This window comes from Brevundimonas balnearis, from assembly GCF_042434805.1.
In the GTDB taxonomy this organism is placed as follows: Bacteria; Pseudomonadota; Alphaproteobacteria; order Caulobacterales; family Caulobacteraceae; genus Brevundimonas; species Brevundimonas balnearis.
In genome coordinates, this window is the sequence record NZ_JBHLSW010000003.1 from 379,993 (window position 1) to 403,863 (window position 23,871).

General features: G+C 70.9%; 23 protein-coding genes. 8 read left to right on the forward strand and 15 right to left on the reverse strand.

Annotation, left to right across the window (positions count from 1 at the left end; all coding sequences use genetic code 11):
* Positions 1 to 72: 72 nt before the first annotated feature.
* Entirely contained in the window at positions 73 to 711 is a 639-nt protein-coding gene (gene plsY, locus ACFFGE_RS02980; RefSeq protein WP_376834142.1) for a glycerol-3-phosphate 1-O-acyltransferase PlsY, read from the forward strand.
* Positions 708 to 1,787: a DNA-processing protein DprA gene (dprA, locus tag ACFFGE_RS02985; protein ID WP_376834144.1), complete on the forward strand. Its 1,080-nt coding sequence runs from the start codon at positions 708 to 710 to the stop codon at positions 1,785 to 1,787. The genes plsY and dprA overlap by 4 nt, the downstream gene beginning before the upstream one ends.
* Positions 1,788 to 1,790: 3 nt before the next feature.
* On the opposite strand, the gene ACFFGE_RS02990 is transcribed toward dprA, so the two are convergent.
* Positions 1,791 to 1,949, reverse strand: coding sequence for a hypothetical protein (locus ACFFGE_RS02990; RefSeq protein WP_376834146.1), 159 nt, complete (start codon positions 1,947 to 1,949; stop codon positions 1,791 to 1,793).
* A gap of 88 nt (positions 1,950 to 2,037) precedes the next feature.
* On the opposite strand from ACFFGE_RS02990, the gene ACFFGE_RS02995 reads away from it, so the two are divergent.
* From ACFFGE_RS02995 to lexA, 4 genes are all read left to right on the forward strand, one after another.
* Positions 2,038 to 2,628 carry an anthranilate synthase component II gene (locus tag ACFFGE_RS02995; RefSeq protein WP_376834148.1) on the forward strand — a complete coding sequence of 197 codons (591 nt, stop codon included), beginning with the start codon at positions 2,038 to 2,040 and terminating at the stop codon, positions 2,626 to 2,628.
* A gap of 8 nt (positions 2,629 to 2,636) precedes the next feature.
* Positions 2,637 to 3,671, forward strand: a complete 1,035-nt coding sequence (trpD, locus tag ACFFGE_RS03000; protein ID WP_376834150.1) for an anthranilate phosphoribosyltransferase — start codon at positions 2,637 to 2,639, stop codon at positions 3,669 to 3,671.
* Positions 3,668 to 4,462, forward strand: coding sequence for an indole-3-glycerol phosphate synthase TrpC (gene trpC / locus ACFFGE_RS03005; RefSeq protein WP_376834152.1), 795 nt, complete (start codon positions 3,668 to 3,670; stop codon positions 4,460 to 4,462). The genes trpD and trpC overlap by 4 nt, the downstream gene beginning before the upstream one ends.
* A 67-nt stretch (positions 4,463 to 4,529) precedes the next feature.
* Entirely contained in the window at positions 4,530 to 5,225 is a 696-nt protein-coding gene (gene lexA, locus ACFFGE_RS03010; protein WP_376834154.1) for a transcriptional repressor LexA, read from the forward strand.
* Here the strand turns inward: lexA and ACFFGE_RS03015 are convergent.
* Positions 5,222 to 7,384, reverse strand: coding sequence for a ComEC/Rec2 family competence protein (locus tag ACFFGE_RS03015; protein ID WP_376834156.1), 2,163 nt, complete (start codon positions 7,382 to 7,384; stop codon positions 5,222 to 5,224). The genes lexA and ACFFGE_RS03015 overlap by 4 nt on opposite strands.
* Between ACFFGE_RS03015 and gltX the strand changes: the two genes are divergently transcribed.
* Entirely contained in the window at positions 7,383 to 8,789 is a 1,407-nt protein-coding gene (gene gltX, locus ACFFGE_RS03020; RefSeq protein WP_376834158.1) for a glutamate--tRNA ligase, read from the forward strand. The genes ACFFGE_RS03015 and gltX overlap by 2 nt on opposite strands.
* A gap of 67 nt (positions 8,790 to 8,856) precedes the next feature.
* Positions 8,857 to 10,158, forward strand: a complete 1,302-nt coding sequence (gene gltA / locus ACFFGE_RS03025; protein WP_376834159.1) for a citrate synthase — start codon at positions 8,857 to 8,859, stop codon at positions 10,156 to 10,158.
* Between the two features lie 1,197 nt (positions 10,159 to 11,355).
* Here the strand turns inward: gltA and ACFFGE_RS03030 are convergent.
* The 13 genes from ACFFGE_RS03030 to frr all read right to left on the reverse strand — a co-directional run bounded on the left by ACFFGE_RS03030 (position 11,356) and on the right by frr (position 23,847).
* Entirely contained in the window at positions 11,356 to 11,571 is a 216-nt protein-coding gene (locus ACFFGE_RS03030; RefSeq protein WP_376834161.1) for a cold-shock protein, read from the reverse strand.
* Positions 11,572 to 11,737: 166 nt separating this feature from the next.
* Positions 11,738 to 12,919, reverse strand: coding sequence for a lipid-A-disaccharide synthase (gene lpxB, locus ACFFGE_RS03035; protein ID WP_376834163.1), 1,182 nt, complete (start codon positions 12,917 to 12,919; stop codon positions 11,738 to 11,740).
* 180 nt (positions 12,920 to 13,099) lie between these two features.
* Positions 13,100 to 13,942: a UDP-2,3-diacylglucosamine diphosphatase gene (gene lpxI / locus ACFFGE_RS03040; protein WP_376834165.1), complete on the reverse strand. Its 843-nt coding sequence runs from the start codon at positions 13,940 to 13,942 to the stop codon at positions 13,100 to 13,102.
* Entirely contained in the window at positions 13,939 to 14,724 is a 786-nt protein-coding gene (gene lpxA, locus ACFFGE_RS03045) for an acyl-ACP--UDP-N-acetylglucosamine O-acyltransferase (protein WP_376834166.1), read from the reverse strand. The genes lpxI and lpxA overlap by 4 nt, the downstream gene beginning before the upstream one ends.
* 2 nt (positions 14,725 to 14,726) lie before the next feature.
* Positions 14,727 to 15,194 (reverse strand): 3-hydroxyacyl-ACP dehydratase FabZ, encoded by a 468-nt coding sequence (gene fabZ / locus ACFFGE_RS03050; protein WP_376834168.1) that lies wholly within the window; start codon positions 15,192 to 15,194, stop codon positions 14,727 to 14,729.
* Between the two features lies 1 nt (position 15,195).
* Positions 15,196 to 16,206: a UDP-3-O-(3-hydroxymyristoyl)glucosamine N-acyltransferase gene (lpxD, locus tag ACFFGE_RS03055; RefSeq protein ID WP_376834170.1), complete on the reverse strand. Its 1,011-nt coding sequence runs from the start codon at positions 16,204 to 16,206 to the stop codon at positions 15,196 to 15,198.
* Between the two features lie 3 nt (positions 16,207 to 16,209).
* Entirely contained in the window at positions 16,210 to 16,809 is a 600-nt protein-coding gene (locus tag ACFFGE_RS03060; RefSeq protein WP_376834172.1) for an OmpH/Skp family outer membrane protein, read from the reverse strand.
* Between the two features lie 33 nt (positions 16,810 to 16,842).
* Positions 16,843 to 19,236, reverse strand: coding sequence for an outer membrane protein assembly factor BamA (gene bamA, locus ACFFGE_RS03065; RefSeq protein ID WP_376834174.1), 2,394 nt, complete (start codon positions 19,234 to 19,236; stop codon positions 16,843 to 16,845).
* Positions 19,237 to 19,265: 29 nt separating this feature from the next.
* Entirely contained in the window at positions 19,266 to 20,483 is a 1,218-nt protein-coding gene (locus tag ACFFGE_RS03070; protein ID WP_376834175.1) for a M50 family metallopeptidase, read from the reverse strand.
* Between the two features lie 22 nt (positions 20,484 to 20,505).
* Positions 20,506 to 21,705 (reverse strand): 1-deoxy-D-xylulose-5-phosphate reductoisomerase, encoded by a 1,200-nt coding sequence (gene dxr, locus ACFFGE_RS03075; RefSeq protein WP_376834177.1) that lies wholly within the window; start codon positions 21,703 to 21,705, stop codon positions 20,506 to 20,508.
* Positions 21,702 to 22,517: a phosphatidate cytidylyltransferase gene (locus ACFFGE_RS03080; RefSeq protein WP_376834179.1), complete on the reverse strand. Its 816-nt coding sequence runs from the start codon at positions 22,515 to 22,517 to the stop codon at positions 21,702 to 21,704. Before ACFFGE_RS03080 ends, dxr begins: the two co-directional genes overlap by 4 nt.
* Positions 22,517 to 23,290, reverse strand: a complete 774-nt coding sequence (gene uppS / locus ACFFGE_RS03085) for a polyprenyl diphosphate synthase (protein ID WP_376835201.1) — start codon at positions 23,288 to 23,290, stop codon at positions 22,517 to 22,519. Before uppS ends, ACFFGE_RS03080 begins: the two co-directional genes overlap by 1 nt.
* A complete protein-coding gene (frr, locus tag ACFFGE_RS03090; RefSeq protein WP_376834181.1) occupies positions 23,290 to 23,847 on the reverse strand; it encodes a ribosome recycling factor in 558 nt (185 codons plus the stop codon). Before frr ends, uppS begins: the two co-directional genes overlap by 1 nt.
* Between the last annotated feature and the right edge of the window lie 24 nt (positions 23,848 to 23,871).

Genomic DNA, 23,871 nt, shown 5'->3' on the forward strand with positions numbered 1-23,871 from the left:
CGGGCCGCCCCGTCGTCTTTCGCGCAGGGGCTGTGCTAGAGAACGCGCGACTCGTGTCGGAAGGACGCCTTCGTGCAGGATCTCGCATCCCTCGCCATGCTGACGCTCGGACTGGTGGCCGTGGGCGGCTATCTGCTGGGGTCGATCCCCTTCGGCGTCCTGCTGACGCGCGCGGCGGGGGCGGGCGACGTGCGCCGGATCGGCTCGGGCAACATCGGCGCGACCAATGTGCTGAGGACCGGCCGCAAGGACCTGGCCTTCGCCACCCTGATCCTGGACGCCGGTAAGGGCGCGGCGGCGCTGCTGATCGCGCGCGCCCTGTTCGACAATGAGGCGGCCGCCGCCGTCGCGGGCGGCGCGGCCTTCCTGGGGCACCTGTTTCCCGTCTGGCTGGGGTTCAAGGGCGGCAAGGGGGTGGCGACCTTCTTCGGCCTGCTGCTGGCGGCGGCCTGGCCGCTGGGGCTGATCGCCGGCGCCACCTGGCTCGCCACGGTGGCGATCACGCGCATCTCCTCGACCGGCGCTCTGGCGGCGGCCTTGCTGACGCCGGTCTATGGGGCGTGGCTGCTGCCCGCGCTGGGCGTGGAGGTCGCCACGCCGGTCGTCGTCCTGTCGGTGTTCACCGGCCTGCTGATCTACATCCGCCACCACGAGAACATCGGCCGCCTGCTGAAGGGCGCCGAGCCGCGCATCGGCGCGAAGAAGGCGTGAGCCTTGCGGAGCCGGAGCGCGTCGCGCGGCTCCGGCTGGCGCGCACCGACCGGGTCGGCCCGGTGGCGTTCCGGGACCTGATCGCCCGCTTCGGGAGCGCGGCGAAGGCGCTGGACGCCCTGCCCGCCCTGGCTCGCCGCGCGGGTTCGGAGCTGACGCCGCCCGCTGAGGACCGGATCGCGGCCGAGCTGGCGCGGGGCGAGCGCATCGGCGCGCGACTGGTCGTGCTGGGCGACCCCGACTATCCGCCGCTGCTGGCCGCGCTGGACGCCCCGCCGCCGGTGCTGTGGGCGCGCGGGCGCGTCGAGCTTCTGGCGCGCACGGACGCGATCGGCGTGGTCGGCGCCCGCATCGCCTCTGCGGGCGGGCAGCGCATCGCGCGCGGCCTGGCTCAGAGCCTGGGCGACGCGGGCTTTCTGGTGGTGTCCGGCATGGCGCGCGGCATCGACGCGGCGGCGCACGAGGGGTCGCTGGCGACCGGCACGGTCGCGGTGCTGGGCGGCGGCGTCGACGACGTCTACCCGTCCGAGAACGCGGGGCTCTACGAGCGCCTGATCGTCCAGGGACTGGTCCTGTCCGAAAGTCCCGTGGGGGCGCGGGCCCAGGCGCGCGACTTCCCTCGCCGCAACCGCATCATCTCCGGGCTCTCGCGCGGGGTGGTGGTGGTCGAGGCGGAGCTGCGATCGGGCTCGCTGATCACCGCCCGGCTGGCCAACGAGCAGGGGCGCGAGGTGTTCGCCGTGCCCGGCTCGCCGCTGGACCCGCGCGCGCGGGGAGTCAACGACCTGCTGCGCCAGGGGGCGCACATCTGTGAGGGTGTGGAGGACATCCTGGGCGGGCTGGAAGGCCCGCGCACCCTCGCCGAGCCGCCGTCGGCCTATACCCCCTCGCCCGGCGACGAGCCGGACGAGGCGCTCTTGGAACAGGTCGCCGCCCTGCTGTCTCCCACGCCGACGCCGCGCGACGAGATCGCCCGGGCGCTGGGCCTGCCGATCGGACTGGTGTCGGCCGCGCTCCTGGAGCTCAGCCTCGCCGGCCGCGCGGAGTTGCTGCCCGGCGGCCTGGTGAGTGGGTGAGGCCTAGACCCCCAGCACCATAATCCACGCCATCAGCACGGCCGATCCCGCCATCAGACCCGCCGCCGCCAGCGCGTTCAGCGAGCGGGCGGGCGCCTCGGGCTCGGCCAGCAGGGCGCGCGCGCGGGCGATGTGGTCGGAAACGTCGAGGCGGATCGTCATACCGCCACGCTGACCCGGCGCCGCTTAAGGAAGTGCTGATCGCCGCATCCGCTTGGCGCGGGCCTGCGAGCCGCCTACAAGCGCGGCCATGATCCTGGTCGTCGATAACTACGACAGCTTCACCTACAACCTCGTCCACTACCTCGCGGAGCTGGGCGCGACGACGCGCGTCATCAGGAACGACGACCTGACGGCGGCCGAGGCGCTGGCGCTGAAGCCCGAGGCGATCCTGCTGTCGCCGGGCCCGTGCACGCCGAACGAGGCGGGCATCTGTCTGGACCTGATCCGCGACGCGCCGGAGGATCTGCCGATCCTGGGCGTCTGCCTGGGGCACCAGGCGATCGGACAGGCGTTCGGCGGCGAGGTGGTGCGCGCCAAGACCCTGATGCACGGCAAGACCTCGCCGATGCACCACGAGGGCGAGAGCCTGTTCAAGGGCCTGCCCAGTCCCTTCACCGCCACCCGGTATCACAGCCTGGCGGTGCGTCGCGAAACCCTGCCGAACACGCTGAAGGTCACGGCCTGGACCGAGGACGGCGAGATCATGGGCTTCATGCACCATGAGCGCCCGATCCACGGGGTGCAGTTCCACCCGGAGTCGATCGCGACCGAGCACGGCCACGAGATGCTGGCCAACTTCCTGGACATCGCCGGGGTCAGCCGCCTGAAGGCGGCCTGAGCGTCCCCGTGTCCGACGCCCTGAAGCCCATACTGGCGCGGCTGGCCGAGGGCCGCAGTCTCGAGGCCGAACAGGCCCGCGCCTTCGCCGCCGCCTGCCTGGCGGGCGAGGCCACGCCGGGCCAGGTCGGCGCCGCCGTCGCCGCCATGCGGGTGCGCGGCGAGACGGTGGAGGAGATCGCCGCCTTCGCCGAGGCCATGCGCGCCGCCGCCAGCCGCATCCAGCCGCCGTTCGAGGTGATCGACACCTGCGGCACCGGCGGCGACGGGGCCCACACCTTCAACATCTCCACCGCCGCCGCGATCGTGGCGGCGGGGGCGGGCGCCAAGGTGGCCAAGCACGGCAACCGGGCGCTGAGCTCGAAGTCCGGATCGTCCGACGTCCTGGCCGCGCTGGGGGTCAACCTGCAGGCGACGCCGGAGCAGGAGATGGCGGCGCTGACCGAAGCGGGGATCGCCTTCCTGTTCGCGCCGTCGCACCACGGGGCGATGCGCCATGTGACGCCGATCCGGGCGGAGCTGGGGTTCCGGACGGTGTTCAACCTGCTCGGCCCGCTGACCAATCCGGCGGGCGCGACGCGCCAGCTGATGGGAGTCTATGACCCGCGCCTGCTCGAACCCCTGGCGGAGGTGCTCGGGCGGCTGGGGGCCAGGCGCGCCTGGGTGGTGCATGGCCAGGGGCTGGACGAGCTGACCACCACGGGGCCGAGCGAGGTCGCGGCGTGGGAGGACGGGACGGTCCGCCGGTTCACCCTGACGCCCGAGGCGCTGGGGCTGACGCCGGCGCGCGTCGAGGACCTGCGCGGCGGCGACGCGGAAGTGAACGCGGACGCCCTGCGGCGGCTTCTGGCGGGCGAGCCCGGCGCCTACCGCGACATCGTCCTGATGAACGCCGCCGCGGCCCTGACCGTCGCCGATCTGGCCGCCGATGCGGTGGAGGGGGTGCGGATGGCCGCCGCCGCCATCGACGACGGCCGCGCCGCCCGGGCGCTGGACGGGCTGGTCGCCGCCAGCCACCGCATCGTCGAGGCGCCCGAGGCATGACCGACGTTCTGGCGAGGATCGCCGCCTACAAGCGCGAGGACGTGGCGGCGCGGAAGGCCGCGACGTCACAAGCCGAGATCGAGGCGCGCGCCAGGGCGGCCGACGCCCCGCGCGGCTTTCGCCGGGCCCTGGCCGAGCGCGCGACCCCCGGCGGCCCGGCCCTGATCGCCGAGATCAAGAAGGCCAGCCCGTCCAAGGGCCTGATCCGCGCGAACTTCGATCCGCCGGCGCTTGCGCGCGCTTACGAGGCCGGGGGCGCCGCCTGCCTGTCGGTGCTGACCGACGGGCCGAGCTTCATGGGCGACGACGCCTATCTGGGTCAGGCGCGGGCGGCGACCGCCCTGCCCTGCCTGAGGAAGGACTTCCTGGTCGATCCCTGGCAGGTGGCCGAGAGCCGCGCGCTGGGCGCCGACTGCATCCTGATCATCCTCGCCATGATCGACGACGCTTTGGCGGGCGAGCTGCTGAGCGAAGCCCGGCGATTCGGCATGGACGCCCTGATCGAGACACACGACGAATCGGAGATGGCGCGCGCGGTGGCGCTCGGCGGCGATCTGGTGGGGGTGAACAACCGCTCGCTGAGGACCTTCGAGGTGGACCTGGCGACGACCGGGCGACTGGCGGCGACGGCGCCCGCCGACGCCCTGCTGGTGGCCGAGAGCGGAATCTTCACGCCGGACGACGTGGCCGAGGTCGCCCGCACCGGGGCGAGCGCGATCCTGGTGGGCGAAAGCCTGATGCGCCAGGCCGACGTGACGGCGGCCACGAGGACCCTGTTGTCGTTAGGTTGACATTAAGGAAGAACACTTACAGAACATCCACAGCGGTTCACGCCTTGTTCTGGAAGGTCTTCGCCCGATGCTCACGAAGAAGCAGCACGAGCTCCTGATGTTCATTCACGAACGTATCAAGGAGACGGGCGTGTCGCCGTCCTTCGACGAGATGAAGGAGGCGCTGGACCTGGCGTCCAAGTCGGGCATCCACCGGCTGATCACGGCGCTGGAGGAGCGGGGCTTCATCCGCCGGCTGGCGCATCGGGCTAGGGCGCTGGAGGTGCTGAAGCTGCCGGATCAGGCGACGGCCGGCGCGCCGCGCGGGGTCGCGGGCTTCCGGCCCGACGTGATCCAGGGCGGCCGCGTCGCCGCCGCCTCGGTCGAGGCCGCCAACGACACCCGCGACCTGCCGGTGTTGGGCAAGATCGCCGCCGGCACCCCCATCGCGGCCATCCAGCATGAGCGCGACCGCCTGCCGGTGCCCGAGGCCATGCTGGGCGCGGGCGAGCACTATGTGCTTGAGATCGAGGGCGATTCGATGATCGAGGCCGGCATCCTCGACGGCGACCTGGTAGTCATCAAGAAGGCGGACACGGCGTCCTCGGGCGAGATCGTCGTCGCCCTGGTCGAGGGCGAGGAGGCGACGCTGAAGCGCCTGCGCAAGAAGGGCCAGTCGATCGCGCTGGAGCCCGCCAACCGCGCCTATGAGACCCGCATCTTCGGCCCGGACCAGGTCGAGGTGCAGGGCAAGCTGGTCGGCCTGATCCGCCGGTATCACTAACCCCCGAAGCGGCTCCAGGGGCGCTCGCCGCGTACGTCGCGGGCCCAGATCGCGCGCCAGCCGTCGTCGCTCCGCCACAGCTCGACCGAGCCGTTCGCGGCGAAGTCCACGGCGTCCAGCACCAGCCGGCTCGCGCACTCGGGGGGCAGGGTCGGGAGCTCGGCCCTGACGGTCACGACCTCGGCCGAGGCGCACAGGGCGGCGACCCGCTCCGGGCTCGGCGCCCTGCGGCCCCAGGAGACCGCCAGCGGACCGCCCGCCACCGGCAGGCAGCTGGTGCGGTCGCAAGACCAGGCCTCAGCCGGGCGCGGCTCGGCGACCAGGCCGCGCCGGCGGCTCCAGACCTCCACCGCGAAGGCGCCGGCCGATCCGCGCACCACCTCGGCGACCCCGTCCCGGACGATCGCCGCATTGGCCCCGCCGTCGCCGATCCACAGGTCCGGCGGCTCCATCCGGGGCCACAACAGCACCGCGCAGGCGAAGGGCAAGCCCGCCCATCGCAGGGGCCCGCGCCACAGGCACAGGAACAGCACGCCGAGGAAGGCGACCGGCAGGGCGGCGGTCGGGGCGCTCGGGATCGTCACCACCGCGCCGGGCAGGGCCGCGATCCAGCCGCCCACCGCCAGCATGGCGCTGATCCCCTGCCCCGCGGCCCACAGGAACGGCGCGCCCAGGCCCAACGGCTCGAACACCGCCCCGAGCGCCAGCATCGGCATGATGAGGAAGTCCGACAGGGGGGCCACGATGAGGTTCGCCAGCAGCCCGAACATGGCCGTGCGGTTGAAGTGCTGCATGGCGAAGGGGCCGGTGGCGGCGCCGGCCACGAGACTGGCCAGGACGGCGATGACCAGCCAGACGCCGGCCCGCTGGACCACGACGATGACCAGCGGCGCGGAGATCTCCCTCGGCTGGCGCGGCCAGGCCTCGGCCAGCGCGACCAGGGCGGCGGTGGCGGCGAACGACATCTGAAAGCCCGGCGTGACGATGGCCTCCGGCTGCAGGATCAGCACGGCGACGGCGGCGACCGCCAGCGCATGCATGCTGATCGCCTGACGGTCGGCCAGGATGGCGATGAAGGCGATCGAGGCGGTGATCGCGGCCCGCTCGGCCGGCGGCGGCGCCCCGGAGATGACCAGATAGGCCCCGACCGCGATCAGGCCGACGACGGCGGCGGCCTTCTTGCCGTTGATCCTGAGCGCCAGCCACGGCCAGGCGGCGATGATCAGCCGCGCCAGGAAGAAGCTGAACCCGCCCACCACCGCCATGTGCAGGCCGGAGATCGACAGGATGTGCGCCAGACCGGACGCGCGCATGGCCTCGACCTGGTCCGGATCGAGCCACGCCTCCTGGCCCGTGACCATGGCGGCCGCGACCCCGCCTGAGGGCTGGCCCACACGCTCGACGATGCGGCGGGCCAGATCGTGGCGCACGCCGTTGACCGCCATCGTCAGCCGCAGCCGCCACGGCGGCGGAGCCGCCTGGATCCCGCGCGGGGCCGACAGGCCGAACGCGACCCCGCCCAGGCTCTGGAACCAGGCGACGCGGCCGAAGTCGTAGGCGCCGGGGCTGGCCGGGCTGGGCGACGGGTTCAGCAGGGCCAGCATGCCGACCGCCTGACCCGGCGCGGGCGGCGCGCCCCGCACGGTGGCGCGCACCCGGACCGGCGTCGCCTCCGGCGCGAGGCCGTCGATGCGGACCGGGGCCAGCACCACCCGCGCCGCGCCGCTGGCGCCCGGACTGTCGACGTCGACGACCCAGCCCTCGATCCAGACCGGCTCGCCCATCGCGGGGGCGACCGGCGCGGCGACCCGGTCGCTGCGCGCCTTGGCGAGCGACAGCCCGCCCGCGAAAGCGGCGAGCATCAGGACCGCCAGCGTCACGATCCGGGCCGCCGCCAGCCGCCGCGCGATCCCCCAGCCCGCGAGGGCCAGCAGCGCCACGAGATAAAGCGGCCACGCCGGCGGCTCGGTCGGCAGGGCGAAATAGGTCGCCGCGCCGCCGCCCAGCGCGACGGGGGTCCACAACCGCCAGCGATCCGCCTGCCGCTCGACCTGGGCGGCCAGCCAGGTCCGGGCGCGCGCCGCGAGGCTGGCCCGGGGCGCGTCCGGCGCTATAAGGGCCGCCCGGGCCGCCAGAGGCCCGTCCAGCCTGGACGCCATGACCTCCTCACCCGCCCCCGTCGTCACCCGCTTCGCCCCCTCGCCCACCGGCTATCTGCACATAGGCGGGGCAAGAACGGCGCTTTTCAACTGGCTTTACGCCCGGCGGCGCAACGGCAGGTTCCTGATCCGGGTGGAGGACACCGACCGCGAACGCTCGACCGAGGCGGCGGTGAAGGCCATCTTCGACGGGCTGGACTGGCTGGGCCTGACCGCCGACGAACCGCCGGTGTTCCAGTTCAGCCGCGCCGACCGCCACCGCGAGGTGGTGGACGAGCTGCTGGCCCGGGGCGCGGCCTACCGCGACTTCCTGACGGCCGAGGAGACCGGCGCCCTGCGCGACGCGGCGAAGGCCGAAGGCCGGTCGTTCGAGTCGCCGTGGCGCGACCGCGAGCCGACGCCCGAGGACCTGTCCAAGCCGTTCACCGTGCGCTTCCGCCGTCCGATGGACGCGCCGGTGGTGGTCGAGGACGCGGTGCAGGGCCAGGTGCGCTGGGATAGCTCGGCGCTGGACGATCTGGTGCTGCTGCGCTCGGACGGCGCGCCCACCTACAACCTCGCCGTGGTGGTGGATGATCACGACATGGGGGTGACCCATGTGATCCGCGGCGACGATCACCTGAACAACGCCGCGCGCCAGAGCCTGATCTACGACGCGCTGGGCTGGCCGCGTCCGGTGTTCGCCCACATCTCGCTGATCCACGGACCGGATGGGGCCAAGCTGTCCAAGCGGCACGGGGCGCAGGCCGTGCACGAGTACGCAGAGATGGGCTATCTGCCCGAGGCGATGCGCAACTACCTGGCCCGGCTGGGCTGGTCGCACGGGGACGCGGAGCTGTTCAGCGACGAAGAGGCGATCGCCTGGTTCGACCTGGACGGCGTGGGCAAGGCGCCGGCGCGGCTGGACTTCGACAAGCTGGCCTATGTCAACGCCCACTGGCTGCGCCAGGCGGACGACGACCGTCTGGTCGCCCTGACCGCTGAGGCCTTGGTTCGTCGCGGCGAGGCGGCCGACGCCGCCCGCCTGGCCGCCGCCATCCCGCAGGTGAAGGACCGGGCCAAGACCGTGCTCGACCTCGCGGACCAGACCGCCTTCGCCCGCGCCGAGCGCCCGCTGGCGCTCGACGACAAGGCGCGCGGCCTGATCGCCGGCGAGGCCCGCGACCGGCTGTCGCGCCTTCGGGACCGGCTGGGTGGTCAGACCGACTGGACCGCGCCGGCGCTCGAAGCCGAGCTGAAAGCCTTCGCCGAGGCCGAGGGCGTCGGGTTCGGCAAGATCGGCCCGGTCGCCCGCGCCGCCCTGACCGGCGGCCGCCCCTCGCCCGATCTGGGCAAGACCCTGGCGGCATTGGGGCGGGAAGAGTCGCTCGGGCGCTTGGATGACGCGCTGCAACAGACTAAGTGAACGCCACCAACGATGAGTGAGCGGCGTTAAGTCGTCGCCCGACGTACCCGGAACCTCAGGGGGCCAGATGACCGACCAGACCAAAGCCGCCGGCTCGGCGACGCTCAACTACGGCGGCAAGACCGTCGACCTGCCCGTCCTGTCCGGCACCACCGGCCCCGACGTGATCGACATCAGGAAGCTGTACGGCGCGACCGAGGCCTTCACCTACGACCCGGGCTTCACCTCGACGGCGGCCTGCGAGTCCGGCCTGACCTTCATCGACGGCGACAAGGGCACGCTGCTTCATCGCGGCTATCCGATCGACCAGCTGGCCAAGCACTCGAACTTCGTCGAGGTGTGCCACCTGCTGCTGCACGGCGAACTGCCGACCGCGTCGGAATACGAGTCGTTCGAGCGCAGCATCACCATGCACACGATGCTGCACTCCCAGTTCGACCGCTTCTTCGAGGGCTTCCGCCGCGACGCCCACCCGATGGCGATCATGGTGGGCACGGTCGGGGCGCTGTCGGCCTTCTATCACGACAGCCTGGACATCCACGATCCGGTCCAGCGCAACATCTCGGCCATCCGCCTGATCGCCAAGATGCCGACCATCGCGGCGCGCGCCTTCAAATACTCTGTCGGCCAGCCGTTCATCCACCCGAAGAACGACCTGAACTACGCCGAGAACTTCCTGCGCATGTGCTTCGCCGTGCCGGCGGAGGAATATGAGGTGAACCCGGTCCTGGCCAAGGCGATGGACCGCATCTTCATCCTGCACGCCGACCACGAGCAGAACGCCTCGACCTCCACGGTGCGTCTGGCGGGCTCGTCGGGGGCCAACCCCTTCGCCTGCATCGCCGCCGGCATCGCCTGCCTGTGGGGCCCCTCGCACGGGGGCGCCAACGAGGAGGCGCTGAACATGCTCAAGGAGATCGGCACGCCGGAGAAGATCCCGGAGTTCATCGCCGGGGTGAAGGACAAGCGCTACAAGCTCATGGGCTTCGGCCACCGGGTCTACAAGAACTACGACCCGCGCGCGAAGGTGATGCAGGAGAGCGCCAACGAGGTGCTGGCCGCCGTCGGCGATCCGAACGACCCGCTGTTCCAGGTCGCCAAGGAGCTGGAGCAGGTCGCGCTGAACGACGAGTACTTCATCGAGCGCAAGCTGTATCCGAACGTGGACTTCTATTCCGGCATCACCCTGTCGGCGATGGGCTTCCCGACCACCATGTTCACCGTGCTGTTCGCGCTGGCCCGCACCGTCGGCTGGATCGCCCAGTGGCAGGAGATGATGGCCGACCCGTCCCAGAAGATCGGCCGCCCGCGCCAGCTCTACACGGGCCCGACCGAGCGCGACTACGTGCCGATCAGCCAGCGGGGCTGAGGCTCGCTCATCCGAGAAAGACAACGCCGAGGCCGCCGCCTCGGCGTTGTCGTATCGGCTGACCAGCGGAACTGACGGAGGGCTGTAAGGGGTGGGAAGGAGACCAGGCAATCAGCCGGAAAGCAGCCGATAAGTGGCGTGGCTTTCGACCCACTCGCCCTGTCGTCGATCATTCCAGACTTTCCGCTCTGGAAGGAAATCGCATAGTTCGACGTGCACTGTCTCCGTGGGCTCCCATTTCGCGTCGGCGTATCGAAGCTGAAGCACAACCGTAGAGCCACTCCTGCTTTCGCCGCTGATTGGCTCGTCGAGTTGGACCACAACGGCAGGCGATCCATCCTGGCCCGGTATGAAGTCGGTCAACGTGCCAACAACTGCTGCTTTGCCGGAGAACCAGCCGGGGTTGGGTTCGTAACCGCCGTCAAGCTGCAAGCGGTCCCCGATAGTCAGACTGTCTTGAGTCACCATCGGGGAACAATGGATGGCTCTGCAAATGTCCGCAACGGATCGGGAGCCTATTGTCGCCCAGGGGTGGGAACCAGACGACAGCCCTACCGTTATTGGAACGGCGGGAGAGCTAGGAGCCGTCCATGGACACCGCAACTCTGTTGATCGCGCTCACAACCCTCGGCGCTCAGACGGCTCCGGTTCACCAAACGCCGGACACGCTTGTGATAGGCGAAACTCCTACGCTGCGCTCTTATCACCTGTCGGCCCGGACGCACTGCGGCGCCGCAGCCTTCGAGATCGAGATCAGCGTAGATGGAAGCACTTCGCGGGTCGTAAGATCCACTATCGATGGTCAAGCCACTCCGGTGACAGTGGGTGACGAGAGCCTCGAATCCTTGATCAGCCGGTCTAGGGTGATCGGCATCAGGCCGTCCTTTTGCAGCCCAGGCTCACCGTCGATAGGGCTTGCGGTGGAAACTTATAGCAGCGAACTGGATGCTGAAGTCGGATCGAATGGGCAGACGACGCTTAACGCTACGGTAGGTAGCTGGGACTAGCGCCGCTCCCCCAAACGTCCGCAACGGGTCGAAAAGAGCCTTCGCCGCAGGAGCCGGTACCCGACGCCAGAACGTCCGGCGCCGCCTCCGCCGCCATCTCCCGCGGGTCGCGCCCCTCACGCCAACCGCCGAAACGAAAAACGCCGGGGCGGTCGCCCCGGCGTTTCCGATCCGCGAACCCTGATCAGGTTCAGGCGGCTTCGACGGTCAGCTTGCCGGCCGATTCCTTGCCGGTGCGACGGTCGCGCTCCAGCTCGTAGCCGACGCGCTGGTTCTCGTTCAGGCTGCGCAGGCCGGCGGCCTCCAGAGCGGTGATGTGAACGAACACGTCCTTGCCGCCGTCTTCCGGCTGGATGAAGCCGTAGCCCTTGGTCGGGTTGAACCACTTTACGATGCCAGTCGCCATTTCAGGTCTCCACATGGCGTTCGCCGCCAGGAAGAGCCCTGGGCGACGTGTCGGGTCTGAATGGATCGGCCGGAAAACTCGTGCGTGCGCAGAGAGAACAGGGGCGTGACGCACAGAGATCGACGGGGGCTCTATAGGCGCAAAGGCCCGTCGGCGCAAATCGGGCTCAGGCGCCGGGGACGGCCGCGCCCCGATCACGCAGCACGTCGAGCACCGCCTCCGCCGCCAGGGCGGAGGGATCGGCCCCGCCCCGGCCCATCAGGCTGAGGGCCTCGGTCTGGCGCGAGGCCTGCGCGCGCGCGGCCGCCGGATCGTCCAGCAGGCGGGCGACGGCCCGGGCCAGGGCGTCGGGCGTGGCCTCGTCCTGGATGAACTCCGGCGCGATGCGGTCGTCGGCGGCGATGTTGAACAGGGTCACGTGCCGGGCCGTCACGAACCGCTTCATGAGGGCGTAGCTGAGCGGATCGATGCGATAGGCGACGACCATCGGCGCGCCGGCGAGCGCCAGCTCGGTCGAGACGGTGCCGGAGGTGGCGAGCGCCGCGTCCGCCGCCTTCATGGCCGCGTGCTTGCGCTCCTCGCCGACCAGATGCGCGCGGAAGGGCCAGGCGGCGATGCGGCCCCGCACGTCCTCGGCGACGGGGCCGGCGGCGACGACCACGACCTGAAGCCCCGGCCGCTCGGCCTTCAGCCGCGCCACCGCCTGTTCGTAGACGGGTGTCATGCGCGCGATCTCGCTGGGGCGGCTGCCTGGGAGGACCAGCAGCAGGGGGGCGTCGGGCGCTATGCCGAGATCGGCCCGCAGCCGCGCGGGATCGGCATCGCCCAGGTCGAGGTGCAGCGCCTGGGAGCCGACCACGGTGGTCTTCAGCCCCTCGCGCTCGAACCAGGGCGCATCGAACGCATAGAGCGCCAGCAGATGGTCGACCGCGCCCGCCAGCGTCCTGGCCCGGCCCGGACGGGACGCCCAGACCTGGGGGCCCACGTACTTGATCAGGGGCGTGTCCGGCGAGGCGGCGCGGATCGCCTTGGCCACGCGGATGGTGAAGCCCCAGCTGTCGATCAGGACGACCGCGTCGGGCCGCTCCCGCGCCGCCAGGGCCGCGGTCTCGGCCACCCGTCGCTTGACCCGGCCATAGGCCTTCAGGCCCTCGATCCAGCCCAGAATAGACAGCTCGGCGATGTCGAAGGGGCTGGCGACGCCCTCAGCCGCCATGCGCGGACCGCCGACCCCGACGAAGCGCACGCGGTCGCCCAGGCGAGCCTTCAGCGCCTTGGCCAGGCCGGCGCCGAGCGCGTCGCCGGACGCTTCGGCGGCCACCAGCATGAGGGTGAGCGGCGAGGTCATCATCGGCCTACTTTCCTTCTCCCCTCGTGGGAGAAGGTGGCATGCGGAGCATGACGGATGAGGGGGAGGCGGGCCCCAGGCTCATCGTCAAACGGCGAACGGACTGAAACAGCCCCCTCATCCGAGCGCCTCCGGCGCCCACCTTCTCGCACGAGGGGAGAAGGACTGAAGCAGCGCCCGTCACAGGCTCTCCCCCCACACGAACAGGCCGAGCCGGTCCGCCGCCTGCACGATGGCGTCGCGGTCGATCAGGATCAGACGCCCCGCCACCCCGCCGACGCCCGCAAGCCCGGCGGCGGCGGCCAGCTCCACCGTGCGGGGGCCCATGACGGGCATGTCCACGCGCAGGTCCTGGATCGGCTTGGGCGCCTTGCCGAGCGCGCCCTTGCGGGCGTCCTGCGAACCGCGCAGGTCGGCGGGCAGGCCGGCGGTGCGGGTCAGCATGGCGTCGGTGCCTTCCTGCGCCTCCACCGCCAGGACCAGGCCGTCGACCACGACCGCGCCCTGGCCGATATCCAGTTCCCCCGCCTTTTCGGCCACATGCAGCGCCTTCTTCAGGTCCGCCAGCTGATCCGCCGTCGGGCTGACGCGGCCGAGCGGCCCGGGCGGAAGCATCTCGCCGCCCAGGACGTCGTCGGCGCCTTCGATGGCGTAGCCCTCGCCCTCGAAGATCGAGAGGATCTTCCTCAGCAGGGCGTCGTCGCCCTTGGTCGCCGCCGCCACGATGCCGGGCAGCAGGGTGGCCCCCTTGAAGTCCGGCTTCAGGCTCTTGAAGTCCGGCCGGGCGACGTTGCCGGCGAAACAGACCGCGCCGCACCGTTCGCGCTTCAGGGCCGACAGGATGCCCCCGATCTCGGCCATGCCCAGCTCGGCGCCGGCGTATCGGACCAGATGGGGATCGGCGAAGCCGGCGAGGCGGATCACGAACACCTCGCGCCCCTCCTCCTCGCAGCGGGCGGCCACCTTCAGCGGCAGGTCGCCGCCGCCGGCGATCAGGCCGAGCTTCGAGGCGGGCGCGCTCATTCGCCGGGCAGGCAGAGGGGGCGGCGCGCGTCCTCGCGGATGAAGGCGATGATCTCGCCGATCTCCGGCAGGTCGGCGTAGGTTTCGGCCGCGCGGTCGACCCGGTCGGTGAAGACGCCATCGCCCTCGAACAGGTCGCGATAGGCCGCGAGCAGCCGCCGGATCGCGTCCTTGCCATAGCCCTTGCGCTTCAGGCCGACGAGGTTCAGCCCGTGCAGGCGCGCGTGGTTGCCCCAGGCGGAGCCGTAGGGGATCACGTCCCGCGTCACGGCCGCTAGGCCGCCGACGATCGCCCCCTGGCCCACCCGGCCGTTCTGGTGCACGGCGCAGAGCCCGCCCAGGAACACCTTGTCGCCCACCCGCGCGTGGCCGCCCAGGGTGGCGTTGTTGGCCATGACGACGTTGTCGCCGACCACCGCGTCATGGCCGACGTGGGCCCCGGTCATGAACAGGTTGTTCGAGCCGACCCGCGTGACGCCGCTCCCCTGGGGCGTGCCCCGGTTGAAGGTCGAGTGCTCGCGGATGACGTTGTCGGCGCCGATCTCGAGACGCACCGGCTCGCCCTTGTAGCCGTTGTGCTGGGGGTCCCCGCCGATCACGGCGAAGGGATGGATCACGGTGTGCTCGCCGACATGGGTGTCCTGCTGGACCACCACGTGGCTGATCAGGCGCACGCCGGCGGACAGGGTCACGCCGGGCCCCACCACGCACCAGGGGCCGACCTCGACGTCGGACGCCAGCTCGGCCTTCAGATCGACCTGGGCGGTCGCGTGGATCGCCATGGTCAGCTCACCGGCTGGTCGACGGTGACCGCCATGGCCATGAACTCGGCCTCGGCCGCCAGCTTGCCGTCGATGAAGGTCTCGCCCCGGAACTTGTAGGCGTCGCCGCGCGCGCGGGTGACCACCACCTGCATGCGCAGCTGATCGCCGGGACGGGCGGGCTTGCGGAAGCGGACGCCGTCGATCGACATGAACATGATGACCTTGTCGGCAACGTTCACGTCCAGCGACTTGGACATCAGCAACGCCCCGGTCTGGGCCATCGCCTCGACGATCAGCACGCCGGGCATGACCGGATCGATGGGGAAGTGCCCAGGGAAGAAGGGCTCGTTGTGGCTGACGTTCTTGATCCCGGTGATCGAGGTCGTGGCGACGAAATCCTCCGCCCGGTCCACCAGCAGGAAGGGATATCGATGCGGCAGCCGCCGCATCACCTCGGCGTAGTCGATCCTGCCGTCGTCCTCAGCCATCTCAATCCGCCCTGCCGCGTTGCTTGCCTGACGCCTGTTTGGCCAGCCAGACGGCTTCGCGCAAGGATTGTCGGATGGGCTTGGCCGGATAGCCGGACCAGGTCTCGCCCGCGGGCACGTCGGCGAGCACGCCCGCGCCGGCGGCGATGCGCGCGCCGTCGCCGATGGTGATGTGGTCGCCGACGCCCGCCCGGCCGCCGAACATCACGCCGTCGCCGACGATGACCGATCCGGAAACGCCGGTGTGCGCCGCCATCAGGCAGAAGCGTCCGATGCGGCAGTTGTGGCCGATCTGGACCAGGTTATCGATCTTGGTCCCCTCGCCGATCACCGTGTCGTCGAAGGCGCCCCGGTCGATGCAGGTGTTGGCGCCGACGGTGACGTGGTCCTGAAGGATCACGCGACCCAGCTGCGGCACGTCGATCGGGCCGACGGGCGACGCGGCGGCCCCGAAACCCGCCTCTCCGATCCGGGCGCCGGACAGGATGCGCACCCCGTCGCCGACCAGCGCGAAGCCCAGGGTGACATGGGCACCGATCGAGCAGCCGCGCCCGATCTGCACGCCGGGGCCGATCACCGAATTGGCGCCGATCCGCGTCCCGCGGCCGATCCGGACGCCCCGGCCCAGGACGACGCCCGGCTCGACGACGACGCTGTCGTCCTGGGCGGCCTCGACGACTTCGGCGGCTGAGTCCAGCTGCACCGGCGCGCACAGTCGGCCGGACGCCCGCGCCCAGAGGGCCTGGGGAAACCGGCTGACGACCACGGCGGCGGAAGGCGGCGCGTGATCGACCATGTCCGCGTTCACGACCACCGCGCCGGCCGCGGTGTCGGCGAGCCGTCCGGCCAGCTTGCGGTCCGACAGGAAGGCCAGGTCGTCGGCCCCGGCCGAGGCCAGGGGCGCGACCCCGGAGATCATGCGACCCCCGCCCCTCGCCACCTCGCCCCAATCCCCAACCAGATCGGCCAGGGCGACGGGGGGCAGGCGACGGAAGAAGCGGGGATCAGGCATGCCTTACTGGGCGGCGGTCGGCTGCTGCTGCTGCACCGGCACCTGCAGACGGTTGAACGTCAGCGTCGGCAGCTGGGCGTTCAGCCGCTGGATCACGGTGTCGGTGATGTCCATGGCCGGGTTGACGACATAGACGCTCTCGCGGTCGATCAGGATGCCGCAGCCGCGCTCCTGGTAGACGGCGACGATGATCGGATCGACCGCCTGGGCGATGGCCTGCAACTGCACGCCGCGGGTGTAGCGCAGCTCGTTGTCGCGCGTCTGCTCCAGCTGGCCGGCTTCCTGGACCCGCTGCTGCAGGGCGGTGCGGCGCTGCTCGAACTCCTGCGGCGGGATCGTGGACTGGCCCTGCTGCAGCGCCTGGGCCTCGGTCTCGATCTGGGCGGCGTAGGGCTGAAGCTCCGCGCGAACCTCCTCGACCAGGCGCTGAATGCCCGTCGCCAGCGACTGGCCGGCGGTCGACTGAGCGATCAGGCGCTCGTTGTGATAGACGCAGACGCCCGGGATGGCGGGGCCGGGGTTGGCCGGGCCGGCGGTCTGGGCGGACGCCGCCGAGGCGGCCAGCGAGACGAGGCCGAAGGCGGCCAGGGCGAGGGTCTTCATGGGGGTCACCTGTGTCCGGGGAAACCGGATCGCTTAGAACTGGGTCGAGGTCGAGAAGCGGAAGGTCTCCGTCTCGTCATAGTCTTCTCTAGAGAGAATGTGGCTGAGGTCGAAGCGGATCGGGCCCATCGGGGAGCGCCAGTGGATGCTCACGCCGGCCGAGGCCCTGAGCGAGGCGTCGTCGACGATCGAGGTGTCTATGACGCCGTTGTCGTTCACGGTGTAGCGGTCGTCCAGGCCGCCGATCGTGCCGACGTCGGCGAACAGCGAGGTGCGGATGCCGTACTCCTCCGGCAGGCCGTTCGGCACCGTGAGCTCCGCCGTGCCGATGGCGTAGAAGTTGCCGCCCAGGGCGTCGTTCGTGACCAGGTCGCGCGGGCCGATGCCGGCGGTCTCGAAGCCGCGGAAGGTGTTCCCGCCCTTGAAGAAGCGGTCGTTGATGCGGATCGCGTCGCCGGCCCAGCCGGCGACGTAGCCGGCCGACCCCTGCAGGCTGACGACCCAGCTGGGGGTCAGGCCCCAGTACCAGGCGGCGTCCACCTCGGTCTTGATGTAGTTCACGTCCCCGCCGATGCCGGCGAAGTCCTGGCGCAGGTTGCCCGACCAGCCGCGCGTCGGCCGCACCGGATCGTTGCGCCGATCGACGAACAGGGTGTAGCCGGCCGAGGAGTTGATCGAGGCGCCGATCTGGTCGCACAGCGCCCGCGAGCCGCCGGATTCGCAGTAGTTGCGGGGCACGATCACCTCGTCGTCCCGCAGGAAGTAGCGCACGCTGAACAGGGTCGACCGGTTCAGCGGGTAGGACAGGCGAAGCCCCGCGCCGGTCGAGCGATAGTCGAACGAGCTCTCTTCCTGGAAGTCGTAGCGCGAGTGGAACAGGTCGAAGCCGGCCCGCAGGTTGCGGCCCAGGAAGCGCGGCTCGGTGAAGCGGAAGTCGATCTGCTGGCGCAGCGAGCCCCATTCCAGGCGCGCCAGCAGGTTCTGGCCGCGGCCGCGGAAGTTGCGCTCGGAAATGCCGAGGTTGACCACGAAGGAGTCGACCGAGCTGAAGCCCGCGCCCACCGACAGCTCGCCGGTCGGCTGCTCGGTGACGTTGACGTTCAGGACGCTGCGGTCCGGCGCGCTGCCGCGCGCCTCCTCGATCTCGACCTCCTCGAAGAAGCCCAGCGCACGGAGGTTGTTTCGCGACAGGTCCATCAGCCGGCGATTGAAGGCGTCGCCCTCGACCAGCAGCAGCTCTCGACGGATCACCGGATCGATGGTGCGGGTGTTGCCGACCACGTTGATGCGCTCGACATAGACGCGCTCGCCCTCGGTGACGTTGAAGGTCACGTCGACGGTGTCGGTGTCGGGATTGGCGGTGTAGGTCGGATTGATGTCGACGAAGGCGTAGCCGGCGGAGCCCGCGGCGAACGTCAGGGCGTCGACGGAGTCCTCGATCAGGTCGCTGCGGTACAGCTGCCCGGTGCGGATCGGCAGCAGGGCCTCGAGGAAATCGGCGTTCAGGCGATCCGTCTGGGTCTGCACCGACACTTCGCCGAAGTTGTAGCGATCCCCCTCCTCGACCGTCAGGGTGATGCCGAAGGAGTCGTCGTCCGGAGACAGTTCGGCCACGCCCGACAGGATCCGGAAATCGTAGTAGCCCCGGTTGGTGTAGAAGGTCCGCAGCTGCTCGCGGTCGTAGTCGAGGCGATTGGGGTCGTAGTTGTCGTTAGAGGTGAACAGCCGCCACCAGCGTGACGTCTTGGTGACCATCACCTCGCGCAGGTCGCCGTCGGAATAGGCCTCATTGCCCAGGAAGGTGATCTGACGCACGCCCGTCTCGGGGCCCTCGTCGATCTCGAACACCACGTCGACCCGGTTCTGCTCGAGCTGGACCAGCTTGGGCGTGACCGACGCCGAGATGCGGCCCTGGAGCCGGTACAGCTCGACGATGCTCTGCACATCCTCCTGGACGCGGGCGCGGGTGAAGATCCCGCGCGGCTGCAGCGTGACCTCCTCGCGCAGCTTGTCCTCGCGGACGGCGTTGTTCCCCTCGAACACCACCTGGTTGATGATCGGGTTCTCGACGATGTCGATGATCAGGTCGCCGTTGGGCTGGACCCCCATCTGGACGTCGGAGAACAGATCGGTGCGGAACAGGGTGCGGACGGCGACGTCCAGGACCTGGGAGTCGACCGTGTCGCCAGCCTGGATCGGCAGGTACGAAAGCACCGTGGACTGATCGATCCGCTGGTTGCCGCGCACGATGATGCGGTTCACGCGCGCCTGGTCGGCGGGCGCGATCTCAACGACCGGCGGCTGGGCCTCGGGGGTCGCCGTCGGCGCGGCGTCCTGGGCCAGCGACGGTCCGGCCGCGAGCGCCAGCGCGCCCAGGCTGCAGCAGGCGCTCAGGCGCAGGAGATGACGGGATCGGACAGGGCTCATGCGGTCTACCATCGGGGGCTGGCGTCGGCTCAACTCGCGAGCCCGCCGAGGAAACGGAACAGGTTCAACTTCTGCAGGTCGTTCCAGGTGGCGAACAACATCAAAGCCGCCAGCAAAGCAAGACCGACCCGGTACCCCGCCTCCTGAACACCGGCCGCCACGGGCTTTCCGGCCACAGCCTCGTAGCCGTAGAAAACCAAGTGTCCGCCATCCAGGACGGGGATGGGCATCAGGTTGATGAAGCCGATTCCGATCGAAAGTATGGCCGCGAACTGCACCAGGGTGAGCAGAATGTTCAGGGCGGTGAACATCGGGTCGGGGTTGGCGTTGGCGGCCTGATCGGTCAGGGCCCCGGACGCCTTGGCGATGCCCAGCGGCCCGCTCAGCTGGTCGCCGCTCTCACGGCCCGTCACGAGGCGACCCAGATAGTGCAGCGTGGTGCCGATCACGTCGCCGACCTCGGCGACGCCGCGCCCGACGGCGGTGAGCGGATCGTAGCGGATGAAGCGCACCTCGTCGCGGCGGGCGCCCACCTCCAGGCCGATCCGGCCGACGGTCACGCGGCCGGCGACGGGATCGTTCTCCACCGTCCGCGCGGGCGTGGCGATGAGCTCCACCAGCCGCTCGCCGCGCTCCACCGTGAAGACCAGCGGTTCGCCGGCGTTCAGGCTGACGATGCGGATCATCTCGTTGGCGTCCTCGATGCGGCGGCCGTCGATCGCCGTGATGAGGTCGTTCGCCTGGAAGCCCGCCGCCGCCGCCGGGCCGTCGGGCGCGACGGTCGCCACCCGGGGCGGGGCCTGCTGGACGCCCAGGGTGGCGAACAGGACCGCGAAGATCAGGGTGGCCAGGACGAAGTTGGCGAACGGCCCGGCCGCCACAATTAGGGCGCGCTGCCACACCGGCTTGAAGTGGAAATAGTCGCCGACGGCGCCGGCCCCCTCCTCGCGCTCGATGCGCCCCCGCAGCTCGGCGAGACCCTTGTGGTCCGGCACGCTGGAGGCGTCCATGTCGCCGGCGAACTTGACGTAACCGCCGAGCGGCAGCCAGGCGAGACGCCACTCGATGCCGTGCCGGTCCTTGCGGCTGAGGATCGCCCGGCCGAACCCGATGGAGAAGCGCTCGACCTTCACGCCGAAGGCGCGCGCGGTCCAGAAGTGCCCCAGCTCGTGGATCGTGACGATGACCGTCAGGACCAGGAGGAACGGCACGACGTAGATCAGGACCTGACCGAGGGCGTCCAGCATGAAAATCGATGTCTCCCGTCCGTCAGGCCGCGGCCGCCATCTCGGCGATGACGTCCGAAGCGATGCCCCGCGCGACGGCGTCAACCTGAAGCGCCGCGCGACAGGCGTCCTCGGCGCTGAACTGTCCCCCCGCGCCGGTCACCCGCTCCAAGGTTTCCGCGACGACTGAGGCAATATTGAGAAAGGCCAGACGACGGTCAAGAAACGCGAAGGCCGCCGCCTCGTTGGCCGCGTTGAACACCGCCGGCGCCGCGCCCCCCGCCTCCAGCGCCTGCCGCGCCAGCGCGAGCGCGGGAAAGCGCTCCAGGTCCGGGGCCTCGAAGGTCAGCCCCCCCAGCGCCGCGAGGTCCAGCTTCGGCGCCGGCCAGGCCGCGCGGCCCGGCCAGGCCAGGGCGCAGGCGATCGGCGTCCTCATGTCCGGCGGCCCCATCTGGGCAAGCGTCGAGCCGTCGATCATCTCGACCAGGCTGTGGATGATCGACTCCGGGTGCACCACGACGTCGATCCGGGCCGAGGGCGTGTCGAACAGATAGGCCGCCTCGATCATCTCCAGGCCCTTGTTGGCCATGGTGGCGCTGTCGACCGAGATCTTGGCGCCCATGCTCCAGTTGGGATGGGCCACGGCCTGTTCGGGCGTGATCGCGCCCATGGCCGAGCGCGGCGTGCGGCGGAAAGGCCCGCCGGACGCGGTAAGGATGATCTTCTCGACCGTCTCGGGCCGGTCGTGCGGGAACACCTGGAAGATGGCCGAGTGCTCGGAATCGACCGGGATCAGACGACCGCCGGACGAAGCCACGCGCGCCTTCAGCGCCGGGCCGCAGCAGACCAGACTCTCCTTGTTGGCCAGCGCCAGGGTCGCGCCGGTCCCCGCCGCCGCCCAGGCCGAACGCAGGCCCGCCGCCCCGACGATGGCGGCCATGACCAGGTCCGTCGGCCGGACCGCCGCCTCGACGACGGCGTCGGACCCGGCGGCGACCTCGACCTCGAGGTCGGCGACGGCGGCGCGGAGCTCTTCCAGGCGGTCGGCGTCGGCGGTGACCACGACCCGAGGGCGCCAGCGGCGCGCCTGCTCGGCCAGTCGTCGGACGTTGCCCGCGCCGGTCAGGGCCACGACCTCGAACGGCTCGCCGCCGCCCGCCTCGATGGCGGCCATCAGGTCCAGCGTAGAGACGCCGACGGAGCCGGTGGAGCCCAGGACCGTGATGCGGCGGGCGCGCGTCATCCGCCCTGCCCCATCTGCACGAGGAAACGCCCGGCGGCGATGATCACGATGGCGAACATCAGGCCGTCGACGCGGTCCAGCAGGCCGCCGTGGCCGGGAATGATGTCGCCCGCGTCCTTGACCCCGAAGCGTCGCTTGAGCGCGGATTCCCACAGGTCGCCCGCCATGGCCGCCGCGCCGCCGGCCAGGCCCAGCATGGCCCCGACCACGAGGCTCTTCGTGCCCGCGTCGGGCAGCGCGGTCATGGCGACGCCGGCGGCGGTCGCGGCGAACAGGCCGGCGATGAAGCCGGACCAGGTCTTGTTGGGCGAAAAGCGCGGCCACAGCTTCGGCCCGCCGACGGTCGAACCCACCAGAAAGGCCATGATGTCCGCCGACCAGGTCACCGCGAAGGTCAGGGTGACCCAGTAGAAGCCCTCGACGCTGGTCCCGTCGCGCAGCCAGATGAAGAGCACCGCCGGCCAGCCGATGTAGAGGACCCCGTAGGCCGCATCGACCGGCGAGCGCTTGCGGCTCCAGGCGAACAGTCCGGCGAGCGCGGCGCCGGCGACCATCACGATCAACCCCAGCGAAAGCCCGACGAAATGGACCGCCGCGAGCGCCGCCAGCAGCGCGGCCGCCACGCCGACGACCACCGAGCGCCAGCTCTGCGGCGCGCTCATCCGCGCCCATTCGGCGGCAAGCAGCACGCAGGCGGCCGCCATGACGGCGAGAATCCACAGACCGCCCAGCCACACCGCGAAGATGGCCGGCGGCGCCAGGACGGCGGCGGACGCCGCGCGCAGGCCGAAGTCGCCGACCCGGATCGCCATCAGCCGGCCGCGAGCACAGGCTGGGCGGGTCGGCCGCCGAAGCGGCGCTGACGTCGCCGGTAATCCGCCACCGCCTGCCCCAGCGCCTCGGCGCCGTAATCGGGCCAGAGCACGTCCTGGAACACCAGTTCGGCGTAGGCGGCCTCCCACAGGAGGAAGTTCGACAGGCGCTGCTCGCCCGAGGTGCGCACGATCAGGTCCAGGGGCGGCGCTCCGGCGGTCGACAGCCCGGCGTCGAGGTCCGCCTCGCCCACCCTAAACCCGCCGTCGCGCGCGGCCCGGTCCACCAGCGCCTGGGCCGCGTCCACCAGATCGGCCTGACCGCCGTAGTTGAAGGCGACCTGCAACAGGAACCGGTCGTTGCCCGCCGTGCGACGCTCCGCCCGCTCCACGATCTCGGCGATGTCGGCCGGCAGTCCGGTGCGGCGGCCCAGAACCCTCACCCTCACGCCCTCGCGCGCGAGCCGGTCCAGATCGCTGGCCACATAGGCGCGGACCAGGCCCATCAGGTCGGAGACCTCCTCGGCCGGACGGCGCCAGTTCTCGGTCGAGAAGCCGAAGACCGTCAGGCAGCGGATACCGAAATCGGGCGCGGCCTGAACCGTGCGCTTCAGCGCCTGAACGCCCTCGCGATGCCCCACGGCGCGCGGCACGCCCCGCCGCTCGGCCCAGCGTCCGTTGCCGTCCATGATGATGGCGACGTGGCGGGGCCCCTCAGGACCCGGCCCGTCAGGGGCGTCGGTCATCGCGTGCGCTCCGGGGCTCAGGTCGATCAGACCTGCATGATCTCGGCTTCCTTGACCTTCAGGGCCTCGTCAATGCGCTTCACGGCGGCGTCGGTATCCTTCTGGACCTCGGCCTCCATCTTCTTCTGCTCGTCCTGGCTGATCTCACCGGCCTTTTCGGCCTTCTTCAGCTCGTCGTTGGCGTCGCGGCGCACGTTGCGCACGGCGATCTTCTGCTGCTCGGCGTATTTGGCCGCGAGCTTGACCAGGTCCTTGCGGCGCTCCTCGGTGAGCGGCGGGATCGGGATGCGCAGGGTCTGGCCGTCGACAACGGGATTCAGGCCCAGGCCCGCGGAACGGATGGCCTTCTCGACCGAGACCACCATCCCCTTGTCCCAGACGCTGACCGTGATCATGCGCGGCTCCGGCACGCTGATGGCGGCCACCGTGTTCAGGGGGGAGGTGGAGCCGTAGGCCTCGACCATCACCGGGTCCAGAAGTCCGGCGTTGGCGCGGCCGGTGCGCAGACCGGCGAACTCCTCCTTGAGGGCGCCCACCGCCTTGTCCATGCGGTCGCGGAAGGTCTTGAGGTCAGGCTTGGCCATGGCGTTTGTCCTCGCTCTCGTTTG